Raw genomic sequence first — 21,385 nt, forward strand, 5'->3', positions numbered from 1 at the left:
GTTCCGCCGCGGTCGCGGCGGCCTTGACGGTCCGGGCGCGGGGCGCCCGTGTGCGGACGGATCCCGTGAAGCGATCACTCGCCACGACGGGTCCCACTAGGCTCGCGGCATGGAGATCCTGGGTGCCACCCTCCGCGTCTGCGTCGCCGACCTCGAGGCCGCGATCCCCTTCTACGAGCGTCTGGCGGGCGGCAGAGCCCTCCGTTTCGGGCGCGGCGGTGTGCAGGTGGCCGCGGTCGGCTGTTTTCTGCTGATGAGCGGTCCCGAGGCGGAGTTGGAGTTGTTGCGGAAGGTGGCGGCCACGATCGCCGTGACCGATGTCGACGAGGCCCACGCGGTGCTCACCGCGAGCGGAGCGGACGTCATCGCCGGCCCGTTGCCGACTCCGGCGGGCCGCACCCTGATCGCCCGGCATCCGGACGGCACGGTCTACGAGTACGCCGATCGCCGCGGGGCTCCCGCGGAAACCGCGTAGGCCCGCCCCGGCCGAGGCCCAGGCCGTCCTTCCGCGCCCGGGACGAGCACCGCCCCGGTTTCCCGCCCCTCGCTCCCCGCCCCTCGCTCCCCGGCCCGAGCGGCACGTGGTGCGACGCAACCCGGTGTCGCGTCCGGAGGAGGTCACCGGATTCCGCACGGCGCCCTCGGCCTGCGGTTGCGGGCGACCTCGGGCATGCGGGCGCCGAGGCGGGGATCACCTCCGCCCCGAGGGCACGGCGGGGGCCGTGCGTACCGCTCCGGCCGCCCGGAACCGCAGCCCGGACCCGACTCGGCCGCCTGCTGGGCGGTCGGCCCGATGCCGGCGTCCTGCGTGCCGAGCTCACGCCCGCGCGGGACCGACCGGCCGGGGCCGCTGCGGACCGGCAGGCCGGCAGGCCGGCAGGGGCGCGACGGTAATCCGTGTGCGCCCCGGCGGCACCGACCGTAGAGTCGGGCCCCTGCCGACCCGAACGAAGGAGCGCACCAGCCGATGAGCGAGCAGCACACCTACCGGGTGATCGTCCGCGGGACCTGGGACGAGCTGACCGACGTGGCCCGCACGCGACTGCTCGCGGAGGCCGGCGAGCACGGTCTGGCGAGCATGCGGTTCACCGAGGAGGGGACGCTGAGCTACGAACCGCGCCCGCTGAAGCACTTCTCGATGCGGTACGTGGTGGTGTCGGACGCAGCCGACGGCGAGGAGATGGCCGGCGCCATCGGTGAGGACCGCGCCGAGCGCACCCTGCGGGAGCTGGGCTACGGCTTCCGCGAGCTGAGGTCGACGGTCACGGACCTCGACACCATGAAGATCAACCGGAAGCCCGCATCTCGGCGGTGAGCGCCCAGCGCTCGTGGTCCCGCCAGGCCCCGTCGATGAAGAGCATCTTCGGTGAGAAGCCCTCCAGGCGGAATCCGCACGAGCGGGCCAGGGCGATGGACGCGGCGTTACCGGGCTGCACGTTGATCTCCAGCCGGTGCAGCCGCATCCGCCCGAAGGCGTGGCCGACGACCAGGCCGAGCCCCTCCTTCATCAGCCCGCGTCCGGCGGCGTGCGCGAAGGCCCCGTAGCCGAGGGCCCCGCACTGGAACGCGCCCGCGACGATGTTGTTGATGTTGATGAAGCCGGCGACGGCGCCCCCGTCCCGCTCGCACACCAGGAAGCCTGCCTTCGTCGGGTCCTCGATCAGACGGCCCGCGTACGCGGTGTACCCGCCGGCGCTGTCCGGCGGGAACAGCCAGGGGTGGTGCAGCCCCTTGCTCTCCCTGGCACGGGTGGTGAACTCGGGGCCGTCCTCGTAGGTGAAGTGGCGTATGCCCACGCGGGGGCCCTCGGCGAGATGACGGGACGGGGTGTGCGGCATCCCGCCACCATACGACGGCACCCTGCGGCAGGCCGCCCGGCCGGCGCGGGCCCGGGCAGGCGCCACCGGCACCCCGGCGGGCGCACTGTCACCGGGGCCCGCGTGCCGACGGGGCGGGCGCCGCACACCGCGTGGCCGAGACGCCACCGGTGCCGCGGCAGGCAGCGCTTCCCGTCTCGACGGGGCGAACGCGAACGTCGCCTGTCGCGGCCCTGGTGCCGCGGCAGGTGACGTTCGCCCATCAAGGAGCGGCGTCCGGTGCGTGCTCTCGGTGTGCCGGCCGGAAGCCCTCGTACCGGGATGTACTCGGGCTTTCGTCCGGTGCAGCGAGAGTCCGTGCCGGGCGCCGCGACGGGGCGAACGTCGCCTGCCGCGGCCCTAGCTTCTGCGGCGCATGAAGTACGCCCCGCACAGGGCCCCGATCAGGCCGGTCGCCAGCAGGGCCGTCCACAGCGGCACGGTGACCTCGGGGATCAGCAGACGGATCTTCGTCGAGCGGGTGTTCTCGAAGATGAAGATCACGGCGAGGACTGCGAGCACCAGGACGGTGATCCGGGCGGGCGTCAGCGTCACACCCCGGCGTGTCCGTGTGCCGGTGCTCTCGGATGTCTTCGAGCTCATACCACCAGGGTCGCCCCCCGCGGCCGGTCACGCGCGGTGAGGCCCGGGGAATGTCCGGGGTTCCGGTGGCGGGCGGCTCCGCACTCCCCGGTGCCGCGGGCCGGGACGCCCCCTGTCCGCGGTGCGCGCCCCGGTGCGCCGGGGGGACGCGGCGTACGCCCCGTTCTCGACCTGTGCCGGACCCCGGTGGGCGCGCCGGGCCCGCCCCACCGTGCCGCCGGGCAGGGCGGGTGCGGTACGGCAGCCGGCCGGTGCCGCCGACCCGGCTGCCCGGAAGAGCGGGCGCATGCCCTGGGGCGGCCGGTCAGGTGAGCGCGGGCGCGTCAAGGGTCACGGTCCCCGCGTCCGCGTCGAGTTCGGCGGCGACGCCGAAGGGGATCGTCAGCGCGCCCTCGCAGTGGCCGAACCCGAACTCCTCGGCCACCGGCACCCCGAGCCCGCCGAGCCGGTCCGCGAGCAGGGCCCGCACCCGGTCGTGGGGTTCGCACCTCTCCCACGAGCCGAGCAGGACGCCGCGGACGCCGTCCAGCCAGCCCGCGCGCAGCAGCTGGGTGAGGTAGCGGTCGAGCCGGTAGGTCTCCTCGCCGACGTCCTCCAGACACAGCAGGCCACCTGCCGCGGAGAGACGGGCGTACGGGGTGCCGAGTTCCGCGGCGAGCAGGGCGAGACAGCCGCCGAGCAGCACGCCCCGGGCCCGGCCGCCGGTCAGGGCTCGCCCGCGGGAGGCGATCGTGCGGACCGTCTCCGGGGCGAACAGGGTCGCCTTCAGATGGTCCTGGGCGCGGGCGTTCTTCAGGAAGTCGACGCCGGCCGCCATCGGCCCGTGCAAGGTGGCCAGGCCCAGCCGGGTGGCGAACGCCTCGTGCAGCGAGGTGATGTCGCTGAAGCCGACGAAGACCTTCGGGCCGGCCGCCCGCATCGCCTCCCAGTCCAGCAGGTCGATCATGCGTTGCACACCGTATCCGCCACGGGCGCAGAGCACGGCGTCCACCGCCGGGTCGCACCACGCGGACTCCAGGTCGGCGGCGCGGTCGGCGTCCGTCCCCGCCAGGTAGTCGAACGCGTCGTGCCGGTCCAGGACGTGGGGGGCCACGACCGGGTCGAGGTCCCAGCCGCGCAGCACGTCGAGCCCGGCCTCCAGCCGCTCCTCGGGCACGGGCCCGCTGGGCGCCACGACGGCCACACGGGCGCCGGGCGCGAGGCGGGCCGGGCGGGTCAGTTCCCTCATTTGGCGAGCTCCAGCGTCGGGATGCCGGGCACGCTCAGCCCGAACACCTGGGCATAGAGGGAGAGTTCGGCTTCCAGGGCGCGCACCATGGTGTCCGCGCGGCGGAAGCCGTGCCCCTCCCCCTCGAAGGCGATGTAGGCATGCGGCACCCGGCGGCCGGCCATGCGGGCCAGGAGCCGCTCGCACTGGGCGGGCGGGCAGATCACGTCGTCCAGGCCCTGCAGCAGCAGGAACGGCGCGGTGATCCGGTCGGCGTGCTCCACGGGCGAGCGCTCGGCGTACCGCGCGGGCACCTCGGTGAACGCTCCGACCAGCGACTCCAGGTAGCGGGACTCGAAGTCGTGGGTCTCCCCCGACGCCCAGCCGGTGAGGTCGAGGACCGGGTAGACGATGGTGGCGCAGGCGTAGACGTCGGTGACCGCCAGGGACGCGGCCGCCGTCCAGCCGCCGGCGCTGCCGCCGCGGATCGCGAGCCGGTCCCGGTCGGCGGTGCCCTCCTCGGCGAGGGCGAGCGCGACGGCCGCGCAGTCCTCGACGTCGACCACGCCCCACTGCTCGCGCAGCCGGTTGCGGTACGCGCGGCCGTACCCGGTGGAGCCGCCGTAGTTCACCTCGGCGACGCCGATGCCGCGGGAGGTGAAGTAGGCGATCTCCAGGTCGAGCACGAGGGGCGAGCGCCCCGTGGGGCCGCCGTGGACCCAGACGACGTACGGCGCGGGCCGGTCGCCGGGGGCGACGCAGGCGGGGTTGTGGGGCGGGTAGACGTGCGCGTGGATGTCACGTCCGTCGGGGCCGGTGAAGGCGCGGATCTGGGGTTCGGGGTAGTGGACGGGGTCGACGGCGTCGCTGTGCGCGGCGCCCACCACACGGGCCCGGCCGGTGCCGGTGTCCAGCTCCACCACCTCGTAGGCGCTGCGCGGGCTGGCGCCGACGGCGAGGACCCGGTCGCCGTGGACGGCGAGCGTGGGCGCGAACTCCGTCCACGGTCCCGCCGCGTCGACGACCTCGCCGGACTCGGGGTCCAGGATCCCGAGCACGGTGGCGCCGCGGCCGTGCACGACGGCGATCAGGCCGCTGTCCAGCGGGGCGAACCAGCGGTGGCCGAGCTTCCACAGCGCCCCGCCGAACTCCTCCTCCCGCGGGGCCAGCGGTGTGCCGTCCCGGTAGAGGTTCCACCAGCCGCTCCGGTCGCTGGCGTACAGCAGGGCGCCGTCGGCGGACCAGTCGGCCTGGGCGATCGACTCCTCCGGGCCGCCGGCGACGGGACACGCCCCGTGCAGGGTGCCGTCGGCGTGGACGTCGGCGACGATCAGCTCGGTGCCGTCCCAGGGCATCCGCGGGTGGTCCCAGGCCAGCCAGGCGGCCCGGCGGCCGTCGGGCGAGAGGCGCGGGCCGGTGACGAACCGGTGCCGGTCGTCGGTGAGTTCGCGCACCGCGCCTCGGTCCTCGGCGGCAGAGCCGTCCAGCGGCACGGCGGCCAGGACCCGGCGCACGTTCCCGGGCCCCTCGCCGGTGAACTCCTCCAGCACGCACCACACCTCGCCGCGCCCGGCCGGCATCTGCGGCTCCGCCCAGCGCAGCCCGCCGCCCACCGCGGACACCGGCGTGAGCGGGCGGGGCTCGCTGCCGGGCTCCCAGCGGTACAGGCGCTGGTCGGCGAAGTGGGTGAACACCACGACCGTCCGCCCGTCGACGACGGCGCCGCCCCAGGGCCGGCCGCCGTACTCGATGACGCGGCTGCGCACGTTCCACGGGGCCGGCAGCACCGATTCCTCGCGGCCGTCCGCGTGCCGCCGCACCAGGGTGCGCCGTCCGCCCTCCTCGGGCCGCGGCTCGGTCCACCAGGCCTCGTCGCCGACGAAGCCCACGTACTCGGGATGCCCGTCGTGGGCGGCGGCGAGGGCCGCGTCGATGGGCGACGGCCACGCGCCGTACGGCAGTGTCTGCACGCTCTCCCCCAACTCCCCTACGCCGTCCGCAGGAAGCGGTCCAGCACGTTCACCCCGAAGTGCAGTGCCTCGACCGGCACCCGTTCGTCGACGCCGTGGAAGAGGGCCTGGTAGTCGAACCCCTCGGGCAGTTTCAGCGGCGCGAAGCCGTAGCCGGTGATGCCCAGCCGGGAGAACTGCTTGGCGTCGGTGCCTCCGGACATGCAGTACGGCACGACGTGGCCCTCGGGGGCGAACTCCTCGACGGCGGCCCGCATCGCCGCGAAGACCGGCGCGTCGACGGGTGCCTGGAGGGCGACCTCGCGGTGGTGGAAGGTCCAGTCGACGTCCGGGCCGGTGAGCTCGTCGAGGGTGGCGCGGAACTCGTCCTCGAAACCGGCGAGGTAGCGCCCGTCGACGTGGGCGTGGGCCTCGCCCGGGATGACGTTGACCTTGTAGCCGGCGTTCAGCACGGTCGGGTTGGCGCTGTTGCGGACGGTGGCCTCGACCAGCGCGGCGGCCGGGCCGAGCTTGGCCAGCAGCCCGTCCACGTCGTCGAGGTCGGCGTCGAGGCCGTAGAGGGCGGCGAGTTCGGTGAGGGCGGCGCGCACGGTCGGGGTGAGCCGGAGCGGCCACTGGTGCTCACCGATGCGGGTGATCGCGGCGGCGAGCCGCGTCACCGCGTTCTCCCGGTTGACCTTGGAGCCGTGCCCGGCCCGGCCGCGCGTGCTCAGTCTGAGCCATCCTGTTCCGCGCTCGCCCGCGGCGATCGGGTAGATCTGCCGTCCGCTGCCGTCGTGGAAGGTGAACGCGCCGGACTCGCTGACGCCCTCCGTGCAGCCCTCGAAGAGTTCGGGATGCCGGTCGGCGAGGAAACCGGAACCGTCCTCGGCACTGTCCTCCTCGTCCGCGGTGAAGGCGACGACGACGTCCCGGCGGGGCCGGAAGCCCTCCCGGGCCCAGCTCCGGACGACGGCGAGGATCATCGCGTCCATGTTCTTCATGTCGACGGCGCCGCGCCCCCACACGACGCCGTCGCGGATCTCGCCGGAGAACGGGTCGACGCTCCAGTCCGCGGCCTGGGCGGGCACGACGTCGAGGTGGCCGTGGACGAGCAGCGCGTCGGCGGCGGGGTCGGTGCCCTCGACGCGGGCGACGACGTTGGTGCGGCCTTCGGTGCGCTCCAGGAGCACCGGCTCCAGGCCCGCTCCTGCGAGTTGCCCGGCGGCGTACTCGGCGGCCGGCCGCTCCCGGCAGTCGCCGCCGCCCCGGTTGGTGGTGTCGATCCGGATCAGCTCTGACGTGAACCGGACCACCTCGTCCAGCGCCTGCTGGTCAGCCATACTGCTCCTCCACCGCCGACGAGGCGATCGTGGTGACCGCCTTGAACGTGCGGATGCCTTCGTACATCGTGCCGCTGGTGTACGCCACCTTCCGCTCCCCGATCCGCGCCACGCCCGGTACCACGGTGGCGGCCATCGCCAGGTGCTCGGCGTCGAACTCGACGGCGACTGTGCAGGGTCCCCCGTCGACAGGGTCGCGGCGGACCGCGAGGGAGGCCGCCTCCTTGGCCGCGGCCCGGATGTCGTCGGCCGTGCGGGCCGGTGTGCGGCACACGGCGGCGTAGCGCGAGACGTGGTCCTTGACCGCGACCTTGAGCGCCCCGGGCGCGTACCCCAGGGCGTCCTCGCAGGCCACGTCGTCCCCGGTGACGAGCACGACGGGGACCCCGTACTCGGCCACGACGTGTGCGTTGAGCAGGCCCTCGCTGGCGCGCACGTCGTTCAGCCACACGCCGGTGATCTGGTTGGCGAGGTAGGTGTGGGCGAGGACGCCCTCCATGCCGGCGCCGGCGTGGTAGCCGACGAAGGCGATCCCGTCGACGTCACCGTGCTGGACGCCCTCCACCATGGACAGCGCCTTGTGCCGGCCGGTGAGCATCTGGACCCGGGGGTCGAGCCGCTCCAGGAGCAGGTTGCGCATGGTCGAGTGTGCCTCGTTGACGAGCACCTCGTCGGCGCCGCCGTCGAGGAAGCCGAGGGCCGCCGCGTTGACGTCCGAGGTGAACAGGGCGCGGCACCGCTCCCACTGGGGGGTGCCCGGCATCACGTCCGCGGGCCAGGTCACGCCCGTGGCACCCTCCATGTCGGCGCTGATGAGGATCTTCATGAGCCCCACGTTACGCACCGGGAAGGGCGTCGGCCAGGGACGACGGCGCACCGCTCCGAGGCGTCGCTCGTCGGGCCGTCACGGGCGCCACGGCGGCACCGCGGGCACCAGGGCCCGCGGTGGGCGCGCCGCGCGGTCGTGCCGTCCGGTCAGCCGGCGCGTCCGGCCACCAGCCACCGCGACGGCAGCTGGATCGGTGCCCCGTCGGGCCCCTCCTCGGTGGTCGTCAGCGGCAGCTCGCCGCTCGCCAGGACGGTCAGTCCGGCCGCGCGCAGATACGCGGGGAGGGCGGCGTCGGTCACCTCGGCGGGCGCGATGCCGTGCCGCAGGACCGGTGCGAGCTTGGCCGGCGGCCCGGCGGCGCTCGTCGCCATGCTCTGGAGCGCGGCACCGGCGGCTTCGGCGAGCTCGACGACGAAGGCCCGGCCGCGGGTACCGACGAGGGCGGCGACGGCGTCCGCGAAGGGCTGCCGGTCGTCCGGCTCGCACTGGTGGATGACGCCCCGCAGGTAGACGTTGGCGTCGCCGAGCTCGGTGTGCAGCGTCCCGGTCTCGGCCTTGTCGGCCGCGTCGAGCTGCCGGTACCGGGCCAGACCGGCCGGGTCGGCGTGCCGTGCGTGCGCCAGCGCCGCCGAGGACAGGTCCGCGCCGACGACCCGCGGAAAGTGCTCGGCCAGGAAGCGGGTCTGGGTGCCGTTGCCGCAGCCCAGGTCCACCAGTGGCAGCTCCGGGTCGGCCAGGTGCGGCCGGAACAGCGCGAGATGGAGGCGCGCGGTCACGGCGGGCTCGGCGTCCCAGAGGGCGGCCCCCGGCTCGTCGGGGACCTCCTGCCAGAAGCGCTCCCAGGCCGCGCGGTACCGACTCGTCACACTCATGCCCAACTCCCCTGGGTGCAGCGCCGATCCGTCGTGTCATGACGGGCCACTACGGTCTATCGTCCCCCGGTCACCACCACAAGCGGGGCATGCGATCGTTCACACCGCGTTCCACCGGCACGGACGGCCGCTTGTGCCGTGCCGGCCGCGCGGCGGCCCGGCCGGCGGGCTGCGCACCGGCCGGGTCAGCCCCGCGGCAGGGTGAGTTCGCACCAGACCGTCTTGCCCGTGGCGGTGCGGCTCGTCCCCCACTCCCGGGCCAGCGTGCCGACGACGTGCAGGCCGCGCCCGGATTCGTCGGCGGGCCCGGCGTTCAGCAGGGTGGGCAGGTCGTGGGAGTCGTCCTCCACCTCGCACAGCAGGGTGTCGCCGCACACCAGCCGCAGCTCGACGGGGCGTGCGCGGGAGTGCCGCACGGCGTTGGTGACGAGCTCGCCGACCAGGAGTTCGGCGGTGGGAGCCAGGGCGGACAGGCCCCAGGTGTGCAGTTGCTCGCGCACCGCCGCGCGGGCGCGGCCCGCCTCGGCGGCATCGAGGGCGAGCCGCCACCGGGCGACCTGGCCCGCGGCGACGCCGTTGAGGCGGGCCATCAGCAGGGCCACGTCGTCCTTCCGGCCCCCGCGGGCGCCCAGGGCGCGGATGACGGTGTCGCAGGCCGCATCCATGGACGCGGCCGGGTGGGCGGCGGACTCGCACAGCGTCGCGAGGCCGACGCCGATGTCCTCGCCGCGCATCTCGACGAGTCCGTCGGTGCACATCACCAGCCGGTCGCCGGGGCGCACGGGAACGCGCACCGCCTCGAACGGCACCCCGCCGACGCCGATCGGCGCGCCCGTCGGCAGGTCGAGCAGCTCGCTGCGGCCGTCGGCGGCGCGCACCAGCACCGGCGGGATGTGGCCGGCGTTGGCGAGGTGGAGGTCGCCCGCGACCGGGTCGTAGACGGCGTACAGGCAGGTCGCGAGATAGGTGTCGCCGAGCCGCTGGGCGAGGTCGTCGAGATTGCGCAGCAGCTGCGAGGGCGGCAGGTCGAGTGCCGCCATGGTCTGCACTGCGGTCCGCAACTGGCCCATCATGGCGGCGGAGTTGAGGCCGTGCCCCATCACGTCGCCGACGACGAGGGCGGTGCGCGCGCCGGGCAGTTTCACCGCGTCGAACCAGTCGCCGCCGACCCGGCCGAGCAGGGTGCCGGGCAGGTAGCGGGTGGCGATGTCGCAGCCCGTCATGTGCGCCGGGATGTGCGGCAGCATGCTGTCCTGGAGCGTCTCGGCGACGTTCTCCTGGTAGGTGTACATGCGCGCGTTGTCGAGGACGAGGCCCGCGCGGGCGGCGAGTTCGGCGCCGGTGACCCGGTCCATGTCGTTGAAGACGGGCCGCTCGGGGTGGCGCAGCAGGATCATGAAGCCGAGGACGACGTTGCGCGCCTTGAGCGGGACGACCAGCATGGAGCGGCCGGTGATCAGCGGCCTGATGTCCCGCTTCTCGAACTGCGAGGCGATGGCGTGCCCCATCTCCTCGGTGATGCGCGGCACGAGGACGGGCTCACCGGTGGTCATGCACTGGAAGAACGGGGTGTGCGCGGGGAACGGCATGGCCTCGCCCACCGGTACGACGTCGTCCCACCGGCCCGGTTCGTCGGTGTGCTCCAGCGCGACCCGGTGCCACATCGTGGTGGTGTCGGGGACGCCCTCGGGGAATCCCTCGCCGGCAACGACCTGTTCGCGCAGATAGGTGCCGGCGACGTCGGTGAAGCGCGGGACGACGGCGCGGCTCACCTCGCCGATGGTCTGCGCGAGGTCGAGGGAGGTACCGATCCTCCCGCTGATCTCGTTGAGGAACTCCAGCCGCTCGCGCACGGCGGCGTACTCAAGGTCCTCGGCGTCCTCGGCGTCCTCCGCCGCCTGCCGGTGGGTGCGGTCCCCCGGTCGCCCCGCGCCGTCGAGCGGGCCCGGCGGCAGCGGACGGCCGGCTGCCGCGGCGCGGGCGGCCCGCTCGCGGCGCGCCCTGCGCTCGTCGCGTCGCGGCACGCCCCAGTCGGGGGTCACCGGGACCCGGTCGTTCTGACTGAACTCCAGGACGGGATAACCGAGTTCGAGCACCTGTGCGACGATGCGGGCGCTCTCCCCGACGCTCATGCTGGGCAGGATCTCGGGCAGGCGGCGGGCCAACTGATCGGCGCCGGGGAAGTCGGTGTGCAGGGCGAAGCCGGGCGCGATGCGCTCCACGGCCAGGGCGGCGGGGTCCTCCCGGGCGAGGGCGCCGGCGTCGGCGGCGAGGACGAGCAGCCGCTCACTGCCGGGTCCGACCAGCGGGTAGGCCCACCACAGCACGTCGGTGCGGTCGCGCCCCGGGACGGTCAGGCGTGCGCGGCCGGCAGCGGGGTAGGACAGATGCCCGTCGAGGGAGGCCTCCAGGTCGGCACCCAGGTCGTCGGAGGAGTCGTACGACGCGTAGGGGTACGGGTCCTCGCTCTCCGGGAACGCGCCGGAGACGGGCAGCAGGTCGGCCACCGGGCGGCCGATCGCCTCCTCCTTGTCGGTGCCGAAGAGCCGTCGCGCGCCCCGGCTCCAGTGGGTGACGAGGCCGTCACGGTCGACGACGACCACGGCGAGCGGGATGCGTCCGGCGCCGGTCGGTCCGGCGGGGCTCGCGGCAGGCGCGGCCGTGCTGCTGAGAGGTGTGTCCCGGTCCGTGCCATGGTCCATGGCCCAGGTCCTCTCCCCAGGTGTCGGCAAGATCTCTTCCTCCTTACTCAACGGTACGGCCCGTACCGGCGGCAAGGGGCGGCAATGCCGGAATTGGCCACGGCCGGGTCCCCGGGGCGCCCGTGCGTCAGTCCTCGTGCCCGAGTTGGAGGTCGCGTTCGGTGCGTCCGCCGCCCGCCATCTGCAGCACGGTGGCCACGGGCGGGTATCCGGCGGCGATCACGGTGTACTCGCCGGAGGACAGGTCGACGAACCGGAAGGTCCCCTCGGGGCCGGTGGTGAGGGTGTCGACGACGTTCCCGGCGGCGTCGAGCAGGGTCACGCGCGCGTCCTCGACGGGTCGGCCGCCACCGGCCCGGACCGTGCCGCGCAGCATGGCGCCCCCCGCGAGTTCGATGTCCTGCCGGGTCTCCCGGGAGGCCTGGACGGTGACCGGGAGGGCCGCGGGGCGGAAGGCGGGCGCGCCGGCCGCGAGGGTGTACTCCCCGGCCACGAGGTCGGTGATGACGTAGCCCCCCTCGCGTCCGCTGCGGGTGGCGGCGACGACCTCGCCGTGGACGTCGGTGAGGGTGACGGTGGCGTCCCGCACGGGGGTGCCGTCGGCGGTGACCACGCTGCCGGCCAGGCGTCCCGCGCCGCCGAGGACGACGTCCAGTTCGACGGGGCGCTCGCCGACCGTCACGGAGACGGCCTGCGGCTGGTGGCCACCGGCGGCGGCGATGAGCACGTAGGCGCCGGGGCCGGGCGTCGAGAGCGCGTACCGGCCGTCCGCGCCGCTCGCCCCACGCCCGACCTGGGTTCCGGAGGCGTCGATGAGGGTGAGTGCCGCGCGGGGCACGGAGGTGCCGTCAAGGTGCTGCACCGCGCCGCAGACGGGGATTCCACCGGCGTGCGGCGGGCGGGGCGTGCCGACGGCCGCCCGGCCGGAGGGGCGCGGCAGCGTCCGCGGGGCGGGGCGGCGGGTCTGCTCGGTCTCGTCGGTGGCGGCGTGGTGGGACACCAGGGGTTTCTCCTTGAGGAAGAAGGCGATCAGCAGACCGAGGACGAGCACCGGCACGAGGCAGAGGAAGATCCGCGGCATGGCGTCGGCGTACGCCCGGGCGTAGGCGTCGCGCAGCGCCGGGGGCAGGGCGCGGACCAGCTGCGGGGTGAGGGAATCGGAGTCCGGCGCGCCGCCGCCCCGGGGGAGTTCGGCGCGGAGCGCGTCGGCGAGCCGGCCGGCGAAGAGGGTGCCGAAGACGGCGGCGCCGACGCTGCCGCCGATCTGGCGGAAGTAGTTGTTGGCGCTGGTGGCGGTGCCGAGGTCGGAGGGGCGCACGGAGTTCTGCACGGCGAGGATCAGCACCGGCATCACCATGCCGATGCCCGCGCCGAGGACGGCCATCCAGACGCTGTAGTGCAGCCGGGGGGTGTCGGTCCGGAGCCGGGACAGCAGCCACATCCCGGCGGCCGACAGGGCGCAGCCGAGGACGGGGTACGGCTTGTAGCGGCCGGTGTGGCTGATGAGCTGACCGGAGACGATCGAGGCGCCGACGATGCCGCCCATCATGGGCAGCATCAGCAGCCCCGACTCCGTGGCGGAGGCCCCGTCGACCATCTGCAGGAAGGTCGGCAGGTAGCTGGCGGCGCCGAACAGGGCGGCTCCGACGACCAGGCCCACCAGGCCGGTGACGGTGAAGACGGAGTCCTTGAACAGCCGCAGCGGGATGAGGGGTTCGGCGGCGAAGCGCTCCGCGAGCACGAAGAGGACGGTGGCGAGCGCGGCGCCGGCGCCCAGTCCGAGGACGACGTGCGAGGTCCAGGCGTATGCGGTGCCGCCCCAACTGGTCAGCAGGACCAGGCAGGTCGAGGCGGCGGCGAGCAGCAGGGAGCCGAGGACGTCGAAGCGGGGGCGCGCGGTGGGCCGGGGCAGCTTGAGCACGAGGGTGACGACGGCGAGGGTGACCAGTCCGAAGGGGACGTTGACGTAGAAGCACCACCGCCAGGTGAGGTGGTCGGTGAAGTAGCCCCCGAGCAGCGGTCCGGCGACCGAGGCGAGACCGAAGGCTGCGCCGATGAGGCCCATGAACCGGCCCCGCCGTCGGGGCGGCACGATGTCGGCGATGATCGCCTGGACCCCGATCATGAGTCCGCCCGCGCCGACGCCCTGGACGGCGCGGAAGGCGATGAGCTGGTCCATGGTGGCGGCGCGGCCCGCGAGGGCGGAGCCGATCACGAAGACCACGATGGCGAACTGGAAGACGACCTTGCGGCCGAGGAGGTCTCCGAGCTTGCCGTAGACCGGCAGGCCGACGGTGGAGGTGAGCAGGTAGGCGGTGATCGCCCAGGACATCCGGTCCAGGCCGTGCAACTCGCCGACGATCCTCGGCAGAGCGGTGGCGACGATCATCTGCTCCAGGGCGGCCAGCAGCAGGGCCAGCAGCAGCGCGACGAAGACCAGCCGCACCCGGCGCGGACCGAGCGCCCCGGCCGGTGCGGGGGCGGCGGGTCCCGGTGGTGCCACCGCCGGCTCGTCGTGCACCGGAGCGCTCCCGCCCACTGCCGCTCCCCTCGTCACGCCTGTCACCATTACCGCGTAATGCGGCAACTGCGGTCAGGCGCGACGGGTTACGGCGCCGCGACGCGTCGAACGGAGATCCACTCGTACCGGTGAAGGGGAGCAACCCACCTTCACCGGCGGCGACTTGCCGTCACTCGACCTCGGCGGCGAGCTTGGCGAGCAGCGCATCGTAGATCCGGCCCAGGCCCTTGGGCGCGAAGGTGCGCTCGAAGAAGCCGCCGATGCCGCCGGCGCCTTGCCAGGTGGTGGTGACGACCACCCGGGAACGGCCCTCACCGGCCGGGGTGACGGTCCAGGTCGTGACCATCGAGGAGTTCCGGTCCTTCTCGACGAGTTGCCCGTCGGTGGGCTCGGTGACGTCCAGGAGGCAGTCGCGGATGCGCTTGCTGGTGGCCTGGAGCTTCCAGTGCACGAGGGTGCCCTCGCCGTCGCCGCCCTCTTGCACCTCGTACTCGCTGAAGTGCTCGGGCAGCAGCTTCCGGCGGGCGTCGCTGTAGTCGGCGAGGGTGTCGAACACCTTCTCCGGGTCCGCCGCGACGACCCGCTCCGTAGTGGCCTCGACCTGCGCCATTGGATCCCTCCAGGACCTCATGTTCTCGGGGTTGGGGCAAGCCAACCACCCCGGTCGCCGACCACCCAAATCGAGGTAGCGGAACCGATCGTTCGAGTGTCAGGGACGAACCGAAGATGACGCTCGCACGATCATGCGAACATGTGTTCTATTCTGTGGCCACTGCTACCGAGGAGGCCTCATGCGCTGGGAGAACCTCGCCCTGGACACGGGCGGCCACGAGCGTGCCGCCGGAACCGCGCTGTTCGGCGCGCACGCGGTGGTGACCCGCACCTTCGACACGCCCGAGTTCGCCGGCGTCACCTTCCACGAGGTCCGGGCCCGCTCCCTCGTCAACCGCGTGCCGGGCGCCTCCCGCATGCCCTTCGAGTGGACGGTCAACCCCTACCGGGGCTGCACGCACGCGTGCGTCTACTGCTTCGCCAGGAAGACGCACAGCTACCTCGACCTCGACACCGGGACCGGCTTCGACAGCCAGATCGTGGTGAAGGTGAACGCCCCCGAGCTGCTGCGCCGCGAGCTCGGCGCGCGCGGCTGGCGGGGCGAGCACATCGCCATGGGCACCAACGTCGACTGCTACCAGCGGGCAGAGGGCCGCTACCGGTTGATGCCGGGCATCCTGGCCGCCCTGCGGGACCACGCCAACCCGTTCTCCCTCCTCACCAAGGGCACGCTGATCCTGCGCGACCTGGAGCTGCTGACGCAGGCCGCACAGGTGACCGACGTCGGTCTGTCCGTCTCGGTCGGCTTCACCGACCCCGAGCTTCTGCGCGCGGTCGAGCCGGGCACCCCGGCACCGCAGCGGCGGCTGGACGTCGTCCGTACGCTGGCCGGGCACGGCCTCGCCTGCGGGGTGCTGATGGCGCCGGTGATCCCGTTCCTGAGCGACGACCCGGCCCTGCTGCGCGCCACGGTGCGCGCGATCGCGGAGGCCGGCGCCTGTTCCGTCACGCCGCTGGTGCTCCATCTGCGCCCAGGCGCCCGCGAGTGGTTCATGGCCTGGCTGGGCCGGGAACACCCGCATCTGGTGCGCCGCTACGAGCGGCTGTACGCGGACGGCGCCTACGCGCCGAAGTGGTACCAGCGCCGGATCACCCGCCAGGTGCACGACCTGGCACGGGAGTACGGCATCGGGCCGGACGGTGCGGGCACGCCCCGCAGGATCCGGCCGCCGGGGCCGGTGGCGCCCCCGGCGCCCGGGCCGACCCAGCTCTCACTGATCTGAGTGCGTTCGAGCGCATCGGGCGACCCGATCGGGTCAAGTATCGCCAGAACACGTTCTTCCGGGCGTGATCCCCGGGACGATGCGGCCGGGGCCGTGGGCACCGTGCCCCGCGCCCCTCCGTCCTGGGAGGACCCGCATGAGAAAACGCGCTGCCGTGCTGTGCGCAGCCGCCGTCGTGGCCGGTTCGCTGTCGGCCCTGCCCGCGCGGGCCGGCACCTCGCCCGCGCCTGCCGCCGCGACAGCGGCCCACGACGGCAGGGGCGCCGGGCTCGACTGGAAGAAGTGCGGCACCACCCGCTATCCGACGCTGCAGTGCGCGTCCCTGCAGGTGCCGCTGGACCACGCCCGCCCGCGGGGGCGGCAGATCACTCTCGCCCTGTCCCGGGTCCCGCACACCGGGACGACGTACCAGGGCCCCCTGCTGGTCAACCCGGGCGGCCCCGGAGGCAGCGGCCTGAAGCTGGCCGGCTTCGTCGCCTCGGCGCTGCCGAAGCGCGTGGCGGAGCAGTACGACGTGATCGGCTTCGACCCGCGCGGGGTGGGCAGCAGCGAGCCGGCCCTGGACTGCAGCCCGGACCATTTCGCGCCGCCGCGTCCGGACCCGGTCCCGAGCACCAGGGCGCTGGAGAAGGCGAACCTCGCGCGCGCGAAGTCCTTCGCGGACGCCTGCGGCAGGAAGTACGCCGACCTGCTGCCCCACCTCGGCACCGTCAGCGCCGTGCGGGACATGGACGCCATCCGGCGGGCGCTGGACGCCCGGAGGATCAACTACTTCGGCTACTCGTACGGCACCTACCTGGGCGCGGTGTACGCCAAGCTCTACCCGCACCGCGTGCGGCGCCTGGTGCTGGACTCCGTCGTCGACCCGACCGGGGCGTGGTACGACGACAACCTCCACCAGGACTACGCCTTCGACGACCGCCACCGTGCCTTCCTGGCCTGGGTCGCCCAGCACGACGCCGCGTACGGGCTCGGCACCGACGCGGAGAAGGTCGGGGACGCCTGGTACGCGATGCGGGCGGCCCTCGGCAGGAAGCCGGCCGACGGCCGGGTCGGTGCCGCGGAGGTGGAGGACACCTTCCTGCCCGGCGGCTACTACAACGGCTACTGGCCCCACCTCGCCGAGGCGTTCGCCGCGTACGTCGAGGACGGGAACACCGATCCGCTGGTGGCGGCCTACGACACCTTCGGCGCCGTCGACGCCGCCGGCGACAACGGATACAGCGTCTACACCTCGGTGCAGTGCCGGGACGCCGCCTGGCCGCGCGACTGGCGGCGGTGGCGCGAGGACAACTGGGCGGCGTACGCGAAGGCACCGTTCCTGACCTGGAACAACGCATGGTACAACGCGCCGTGCGCGTTCTGGCCGACGCCCTCGCTCACCCCGGTGGACGTGACCAACCACGCGCTGCCTCCGGCGCTGCTGTTCCAGGCGACGAACGACGCGGCCACCCCGTTCGAGGGCGGCCTGACGGTCCATCACCTGCTCGGACGGTCCAGCCTGGTGGTCGAGCAGGGCGGCGGCAACCACGGCATCACCCTGAGCGGCAACGACTGCCTCGACGGGTATCTGGCCGCGTACCTGACCGACGGGTCGGTGCCGCGCGGCCACGACGACGTGGATGCCGTGTGCCCGGCGCAGCCCGATCCCGAGCCGCTGGACGCGAAGGCGGCCCGGGGCGTCAGCCGCGGCACGACGCTGCACGGCCTGGTCGGCTTCCGGAGCTGACGCTCCACAGCCCGGCCCCGGTCGTCGGGCGCACCCGGCCGCGGCGGAAATCCGTTGGGGGCGGGACGGCGCCGTCGGCCATGATGACCGTATGAGCCGATCGACCCGCCCCGCCCCCGGCGGGCCCGCCTCCGCCGCCCGGAACGCCCCGGGCGCCGCCCGCACCGTCACGGTGTGCGGCCGGTGCGAGGCTCTCGCGGTCCGCGCCGGCCGCCCTCGTCCGCCCCGCGCGGGGCGGGTCAGTCGGCCGGGCCGTCCGGCGGACCCGCGGCGGAGCGGACCGCTCGCGGCGGTGGCCGAATGAGCGCGCTCAGCGTCCGGGAGATGACCTACGCCGACTGCGACCGTGTCGCCGGGATCCGCGTCCGCGGCTGGCAGAGCGCCTACCGGGGGCTGATGCCTCAGCCCCACCTCGACGCACTGAGCGTCGCCGTGGACGCCGATCGGCACCGCGGACGGTTCTCCCGGCGCGACGGCGACGTGGTGGATCTGGTCGCGGAGCGGGACGGCGAAGTCGTCGGCTGGGCTTGCCACGGCCCTTACCGGGACGGCGACCTGCGCACCGCCGACGCCGAGCTGTACGCGCTCTACGTCGACCCGGCCCGCCACGGCATCGGCGCGGGCCGGCTGTTGCTGGCGGAGGCGGTGCGCCGATGCGCGGCAGCGGGACACGCGCGCGTGCTGCTGTGGGTGCTCAAGGAGAACCTCCGCGCCCGGCGCTTCTACGAACGGTCGGGCTTCGCCCCGGACGGCGCCGAGGAACCGTACGAGGTGGACGGCGCGGCCGTGCCCGAGGTGCGGTACGTCAAGGACCTGACCGACTGACACGGCGCCGGCGCCAGGTTCCCGGCACCGCCTCCGCGGCTGCCGCCGCGGCGCGCACTCCGGACGCCCGGAGAGCCCTGGCCCCACGCCCCACGCCCCACTCACAGCGTGCTGCGTGCGGTGCAACCGACGGCCGCGCTCTGGCTCCCGGGGAACCCTGCCCGCACCGCGCGACGGCCCCTCGCCACTGCAACCGGCCGGTGCGCAAGGCCCCCGAACCGGGCTCGAGCCCTCCGGCCGCCTGCCCCCGGTTCACGGAGGCCCGGCCACCCCTGCCCCGCCGCGCGCCCACCCGGTCCTGCGCTCACCGCGGCTCCCCGCGCTGCGCGGGGATCCGGGCCAGGGCCCGGACCGCGGCCTGCGCCAGGGCCGGGTGGGCGAGGGCGTCGTTGAGGACCGGCCGGGCCCGGGGGTCGCCCAGGGTGCCGAGGCCCTCGACGCAGGCCAGCGCCACGCGCCGGTGGGGATCGTGCGGGTGCAGGCGGCGCCGCAGCGTGGTGATCAGCGCGGGTACGGCCTCGGGCGCGCGCAGTTCGGCCAGCAGCCGCACCGGGTGCAGGGCGTAGGCGACGCGCAGTTCGTTGGTGGCCAGGGCGGCCGCCGCGCGAGCGGTGCGCGGATCGCCGAGGCGGGCCAGGGCGTACGCGGCGGAGGCGCAGCGCTGCGGGTCACGGTGGTTGAGCAGGAGGACCAGGGCCTCGAAGGCCCTCCGGTCGCCGGCCAGGCCCAGCCGGAAGGCGGCCAGTTCCCTCGCCCACAAAGGCCGGCCGGGTGCGGTGAGCACGCCCGCCAGTTCGTCGGGATCGTCGGTGGCCGCCAGCCGGTCGTACTCCGCCGCGCCGTGCGCCTCCCGCCGTACGCGCTCCGTGAGCGATCGCAACTCTTCGTCCATGACGCCGAAGCGTAGGCGGGCCGTCCGGCCGACGGGACGTACATCACAAACTCCGGGGGCTGGCGCGCTCGTTACCCACTGGTTAAGCTCAGACGAGCGAGTTACCCCCTCGCGTACTCCTCACGGCGGTCTGGTGACGCGGCCCCGTGGGAGCAGTCGGTTCGGTACCTGACGTACCGCAGTACGACCCGGCCCCGGGACAGGGCCGGTCGGATCCGCCGTCCTGCCGGGCGTGTGCGCGCCCCGCGACGACGGCACCGGGCGTGTGCGCTTGCAGCCCGTGACACCCGCATTCCTCAATCACGCGCCCGGTGCGCCGCTTCGGCGACGCACCCGGTCGCGCTTCCCGTCGTCACCCTCACCCTGGAGTCCCGCGATGGCCACTCCCCTGACCGACCCCTCCCTGTCCCCCCTCAAGACCATTGCCGTCGTCGGCCTCGGCACGATGGGCACCGGCATCACCGAGGTCCTCGCGCGCGCCGGTCGCGAGGTGATCGGCATCGACATCAGCGAGGCCCAGGCCGCCCACTGCGTCGCCGCCCTGGAGACCGCCACCGCCCGCGCCGTGGAGCGCGGTCGCCTGACCGAGCCGGAGCGCGCCGAGGCGCTCGCCCGCGTCCGCACCTCCACCGACCTCTCCGCGGCGGCCGACGCCGACCTGGTCATCGAGGTCGCTCCGGAGTCGTACGAGGTCAAGCAGCAGATCATCCGGGAACTGGACGGCATCGTGCGGCCCGGCGCGATCCTGGCGACCGGCACCAACGCCCTGTCCGTCACCCGCCTGGCCGCCGACTCGGCCCACCCCGAGCGCGTGCTCGGCCTGCACTTCTTCAACCCGGCCCCGGCGATGAAGCTGGTCGAGGTCGTGTCCTCGGTGCTGACCGCGCCCGCCGCCGTCGCCGCCGTCACCGATCTCGCCGTCGACCTGGGCAAGGAGCCCGTCGCGGTGGGCGACCGGCCCGGCTTCGTCGCCGACGGGCTGCTGTTCGGTTACCTCAACCAGGCCGCCGCGATGTTCGAGGCGAAGTACGCCTCCCGCGAGGACATCGACGCCGCGATGCGGCTGGGCTGCGGTCTGCCGATGGGCCCCCTGGCGCTGCTCGACCTGATCGGTGTCGACACCGCGCGCACGGTCCTGGAGGCCATGTACACCGAGTCCGGGGACCGGCTGCACGCTCCCGCCCCGATCCTCAAGCAGCTCAGCGAGGCGGGTCTGACCGGCCGCAAGTCCGGGCGCGGCTTCTACACCTACGAGGCCCCCGGCAGCGCGACCGTCGTGCGGGACGCGCAGACCCCACTGGAGGGCGGCGCCCTGAGCGCCGGCCGTCCGATCCGCTCGGTCGGCGTGGCCGGCTCGGGCACCATGGCGTCCGGCATCGCCGAGGTGTTCGCCAAGGCGGGCTACGAGGTCGTCCTGGCGGCCCGGAGCGAGGAGAAGGCGGAGGCCGCCAAGGCCCGGATCGGCAAGTCGCTGGCCCGCTCCGTCGACAAGGGCCGGCTGACCGCCGAGGCCGCCGCCCAGACGCTGGAGCGGATCACCCCGGCGGGTTCCTACGACGCCTTCGCCGATGTCGACCTGGCCGTCGAGGCGGTGGCCGAGGACCTGTCGGTCAAGCAGCAGCTGTTCGCCACGCTGGACAAGGTGTGCAAGCCGGGCGCGGTTCTGGCGACCACGACGTCCTCGCTGCCGGTCGTCGCCTGCGCCCGCGCCACCTCGCGTCCGCAGGACGTGATCGGCATGCACTTCTTCAACCCGGCGCCGGCGATGAAGCTGGTCGAGGTCGTGCGCACGGTGCTGACGGCGGACGACGTCCACGCGACCGTCCGCGAGGTCTGCGTCAAGATCAAGAAGCACGCCGTGGACTGCGGCGACCGGGCCGGATTCATCGTCAACGCCCTGCTGTTCCCCTATCTCAACAACGCGGTCAAGATGGTCCAGGAGCACTACGCGTCCCTGGACGACATCGACGCGGCGATGAGGCTGGGCGGCGGCTACCCGATGGGCCCGTTCGAACTCCTCGACGTCGTCGGCCTGGACGTCTCCCTGGCCATCGAGAAGGTCCTGCACCGCGAGTTCCGCGACCCGGGTCTGGCCCCGGCCCCGCTGCTGGAGCACCTGGTGGCCGCGGGCTGCCTCGGCCGCAAGACGGGCCGTGGCTTCCGCGAATATGCCCGGCGCTGAGCGGCCCGGCGACCGGATCACCGGGGGTCGGGACTGGGGC

The 21,385-nt window shown here is 74.1% G+C and carries 17 protein-coding genes; 6 read left to right on the top strand and 11 right to left on the bottom strand.

The genetic code is table 11. The features are described from left to right. Positions 1–109 precede the first annotated feature (109 nt). The gene (locus JS756_RS10280) at positions 110–475 is read left to right on the top strand and encodes a VOC family protein (protein WP_205382716.1); all 366 of its coding nucleotides are present in this window, start codon (positions 110–112) and stop codon (positions 473–475) included. 492 nt (positions 476–967) lie between these two features. Continuing rightward, positions 968–1,315 (top strand): DUF6204 family protein, encoded by a 348-nt coding sequence (locus JS756_RS10285; protein WP_205382717.1) that lies wholly within the window; start codon positions 968–970, stop codon positions 1,313–1,315. Here the strand turns inward: JS756_RS10285 and JS756_RS10290 are convergent. From JS756_RS10290 to JS756_RS10335, 10 genes are all read right to left on the bottom strand, one after another. After that, positions 1,287–1,838: a GNAT family N-acetyltransferase gene (locus tag JS756_RS10290; RefSeq protein WP_205382718.1), complete on the bottom strand. Its 552-nt coding sequence runs from the start codon at positions 1,836–1,838 to the stop codon at positions 1,287–1,289. The two genes, JS756_RS10285 and JS756_RS10290, sit on opposite strands and share 29 nt — an antisense overlap. A 378-nt stretch (positions 1,839–2,216) precedes the next feature. Further along, positions 2,217–2,459 carry a LapA family protein gene (locus tag JS756_RS10295; protein ID WP_205382719.1) on the bottom strand — a complete coding sequence of 81 codons (243 nt, stop codon included), beginning with the start codon at positions 2,457–2,459 and terminating at the stop codon, positions 2,217–2,219. A 304-nt stretch (positions 2,460–2,763) separates the two neighbouring features. Next, entirely contained in the window at positions 2,764–3,687 is a 924-nt protein-coding gene (locus JS756_RS10300; RefSeq protein ID WP_205382720.1) for a S66 peptidase family protein, read from the bottom strand. Then, complete coding sequence (locus JS756_RS10305) at positions 3,684–5,636, bottom strand: prolyl oligopeptidase family serine peptidase (protein WP_307790496.1); 1,953 nt, start codon at positions 5,634–5,636, stop codon at positions 3,684–3,686. The genes JS756_RS10300 and JS756_RS10305 overlap by 4 nt, the downstream gene beginning before the upstream one ends. Before the next feature lie 17 nt (positions 5,637–5,653). Then, positions 5,654–6,958 (bottom strand): M20/M25/M40 family metallo-hydrolase, encoded by a 1,305-nt coding sequence (locus JS756_RS10310; RefSeq protein WP_205382722.1) that lies wholly within the window; start codon positions 6,956–6,958, stop codon positions 5,654–5,656. After that, positions 6,951–7,784, bottom strand: coding sequence for a M55 family metallopeptidase (locus tag JS756_RS10315; RefSeq protein WP_205382723.1), 834 nt, complete (start codon positions 7,782–7,784; stop codon positions 6,951–6,953). The genes JS756_RS10310 and JS756_RS10315 overlap by 8 nt, the downstream gene beginning before the upstream one ends. A gap of 149 nt (positions 7,785–7,933) precedes the next feature. Further along, on the bottom strand, positions 7,934–8,659 hold the full coding sequence (locus JS756_RS10320; protein ID WP_205382724.1) for a class I SAM-dependent methyltransferase: 726 nt from the start codon (positions 8,657–8,659) through the stop codon (positions 7,934–7,936). Between the two features lie 185 nt (positions 8,660–8,844). Beyond that, positions 8,845–11,361, bottom strand: coding sequence for a SpoIIE family protein phosphatase (locus JS756_RS10325; RefSeq protein ID WP_205382725.1), 2,517 nt, complete (start codon positions 11,359–11,361; stop codon positions 8,845–8,847). Positions 11,362–11,488: 127 nt separating this feature from the next. Then, on the bottom strand, positions 11,489–13,900 hold the full coding sequence (locus tag JS756_RS10330) for an MFS transporter (RefSeq protein ID WP_205382878.1): 2,412 nt from the start codon (positions 13,898–13,900) through the stop codon (positions 11,489–11,491). Positions 13,901–14,051: 151 nt separating this feature from the next. After that, complete coding sequence (locus tag JS756_RS10335) at positions 14,052–14,492, bottom strand: SRPBCC family protein (RefSeq protein WP_205382726.1); 441 nt, start codon at positions 14,490–14,492, stop codon at positions 14,052–14,054. A gap of 181 nt (positions 14,493–14,673) precedes the next feature. Between JS756_RS10335 and JS756_RS10340 the strand changes: the two genes are divergently transcribed. The 3 genes from JS756_RS10340 (at position 14,674) to JS756_RS10350 (ending at position 18,271) form a co-directional block, all read left to right on the top strand. Next, complete coding sequence (locus JS756_RS10340) at positions 14,674–15,717, top strand: Rv2578c family radical SAM protein (RefSeq protein ID WP_205382727.1); 1,044 nt, start codon at positions 14,674–14,676, stop codon at positions 15,715–15,717. 136 nt (positions 15,718–15,853) lie between these two features. Then, positions 15,854–17,446 carry an alpha/beta hydrolase gene (locus JS756_RS10345; RefSeq protein ID WP_205382728.1) on the top strand — a complete coding sequence of 531 codons (1,593 nt, stop codon included), beginning with the start codon at positions 15,854–15,856 and terminating at the stop codon, positions 17,444–17,446. Between the two features lie 300 nt (positions 17,447–17,746). Further along, entirely contained in the window at positions 17,747–18,271 is a 525-nt protein-coding gene (locus JS756_RS10350; protein ID WP_205382729.1) for a GNAT family N-acetyltransferase, read from the top strand. A 304-nt stretch (positions 18,272–18,575) separates the two neighbouring features. Here JS756_RS10350 and JS756_RS10355 read toward each other — a convergent pair whose 3' ends face one another. Beyond that, positions 18,576–19,163 carry an adenylosuccinate lyase gene (locus JS756_RS10355; protein ID WP_205382730.1) on the bottom strand — a complete coding sequence of 196 codons (588 nt, stop codon included), beginning with the start codon at positions 19,161–19,163 and terminating at the stop codon, positions 18,576–18,578. Positions 19,164–19,539: 376 nt separating this feature from the next. On the opposite strand from JS756_RS10355, the gene JS756_RS10360 reads away from it, so the two are divergent. Beyond that, positions 19,540–21,345, top strand: coding sequence for a 3-hydroxyacyl-CoA dehydrogenase family protein (locus JS756_RS10360; RefSeq protein WP_205382731.1), 1,806 nt, complete (start codon positions 19,540–19,542; stop codon positions 21,343–21,345). The last annotated feature ends 40 nt before the right edge of the window (positions 21,346–21,385 follow it).

The organism is Streptomyces actuosus (assembly GCF_016921115.1).
GTDB classification, from domain to species: domain Bacteria; phylum Actinomycetota; class Actinomycetes; order Streptomycetales; family Streptomycetaceae; genus Streptomyces; species Streptomyces actuosus_A.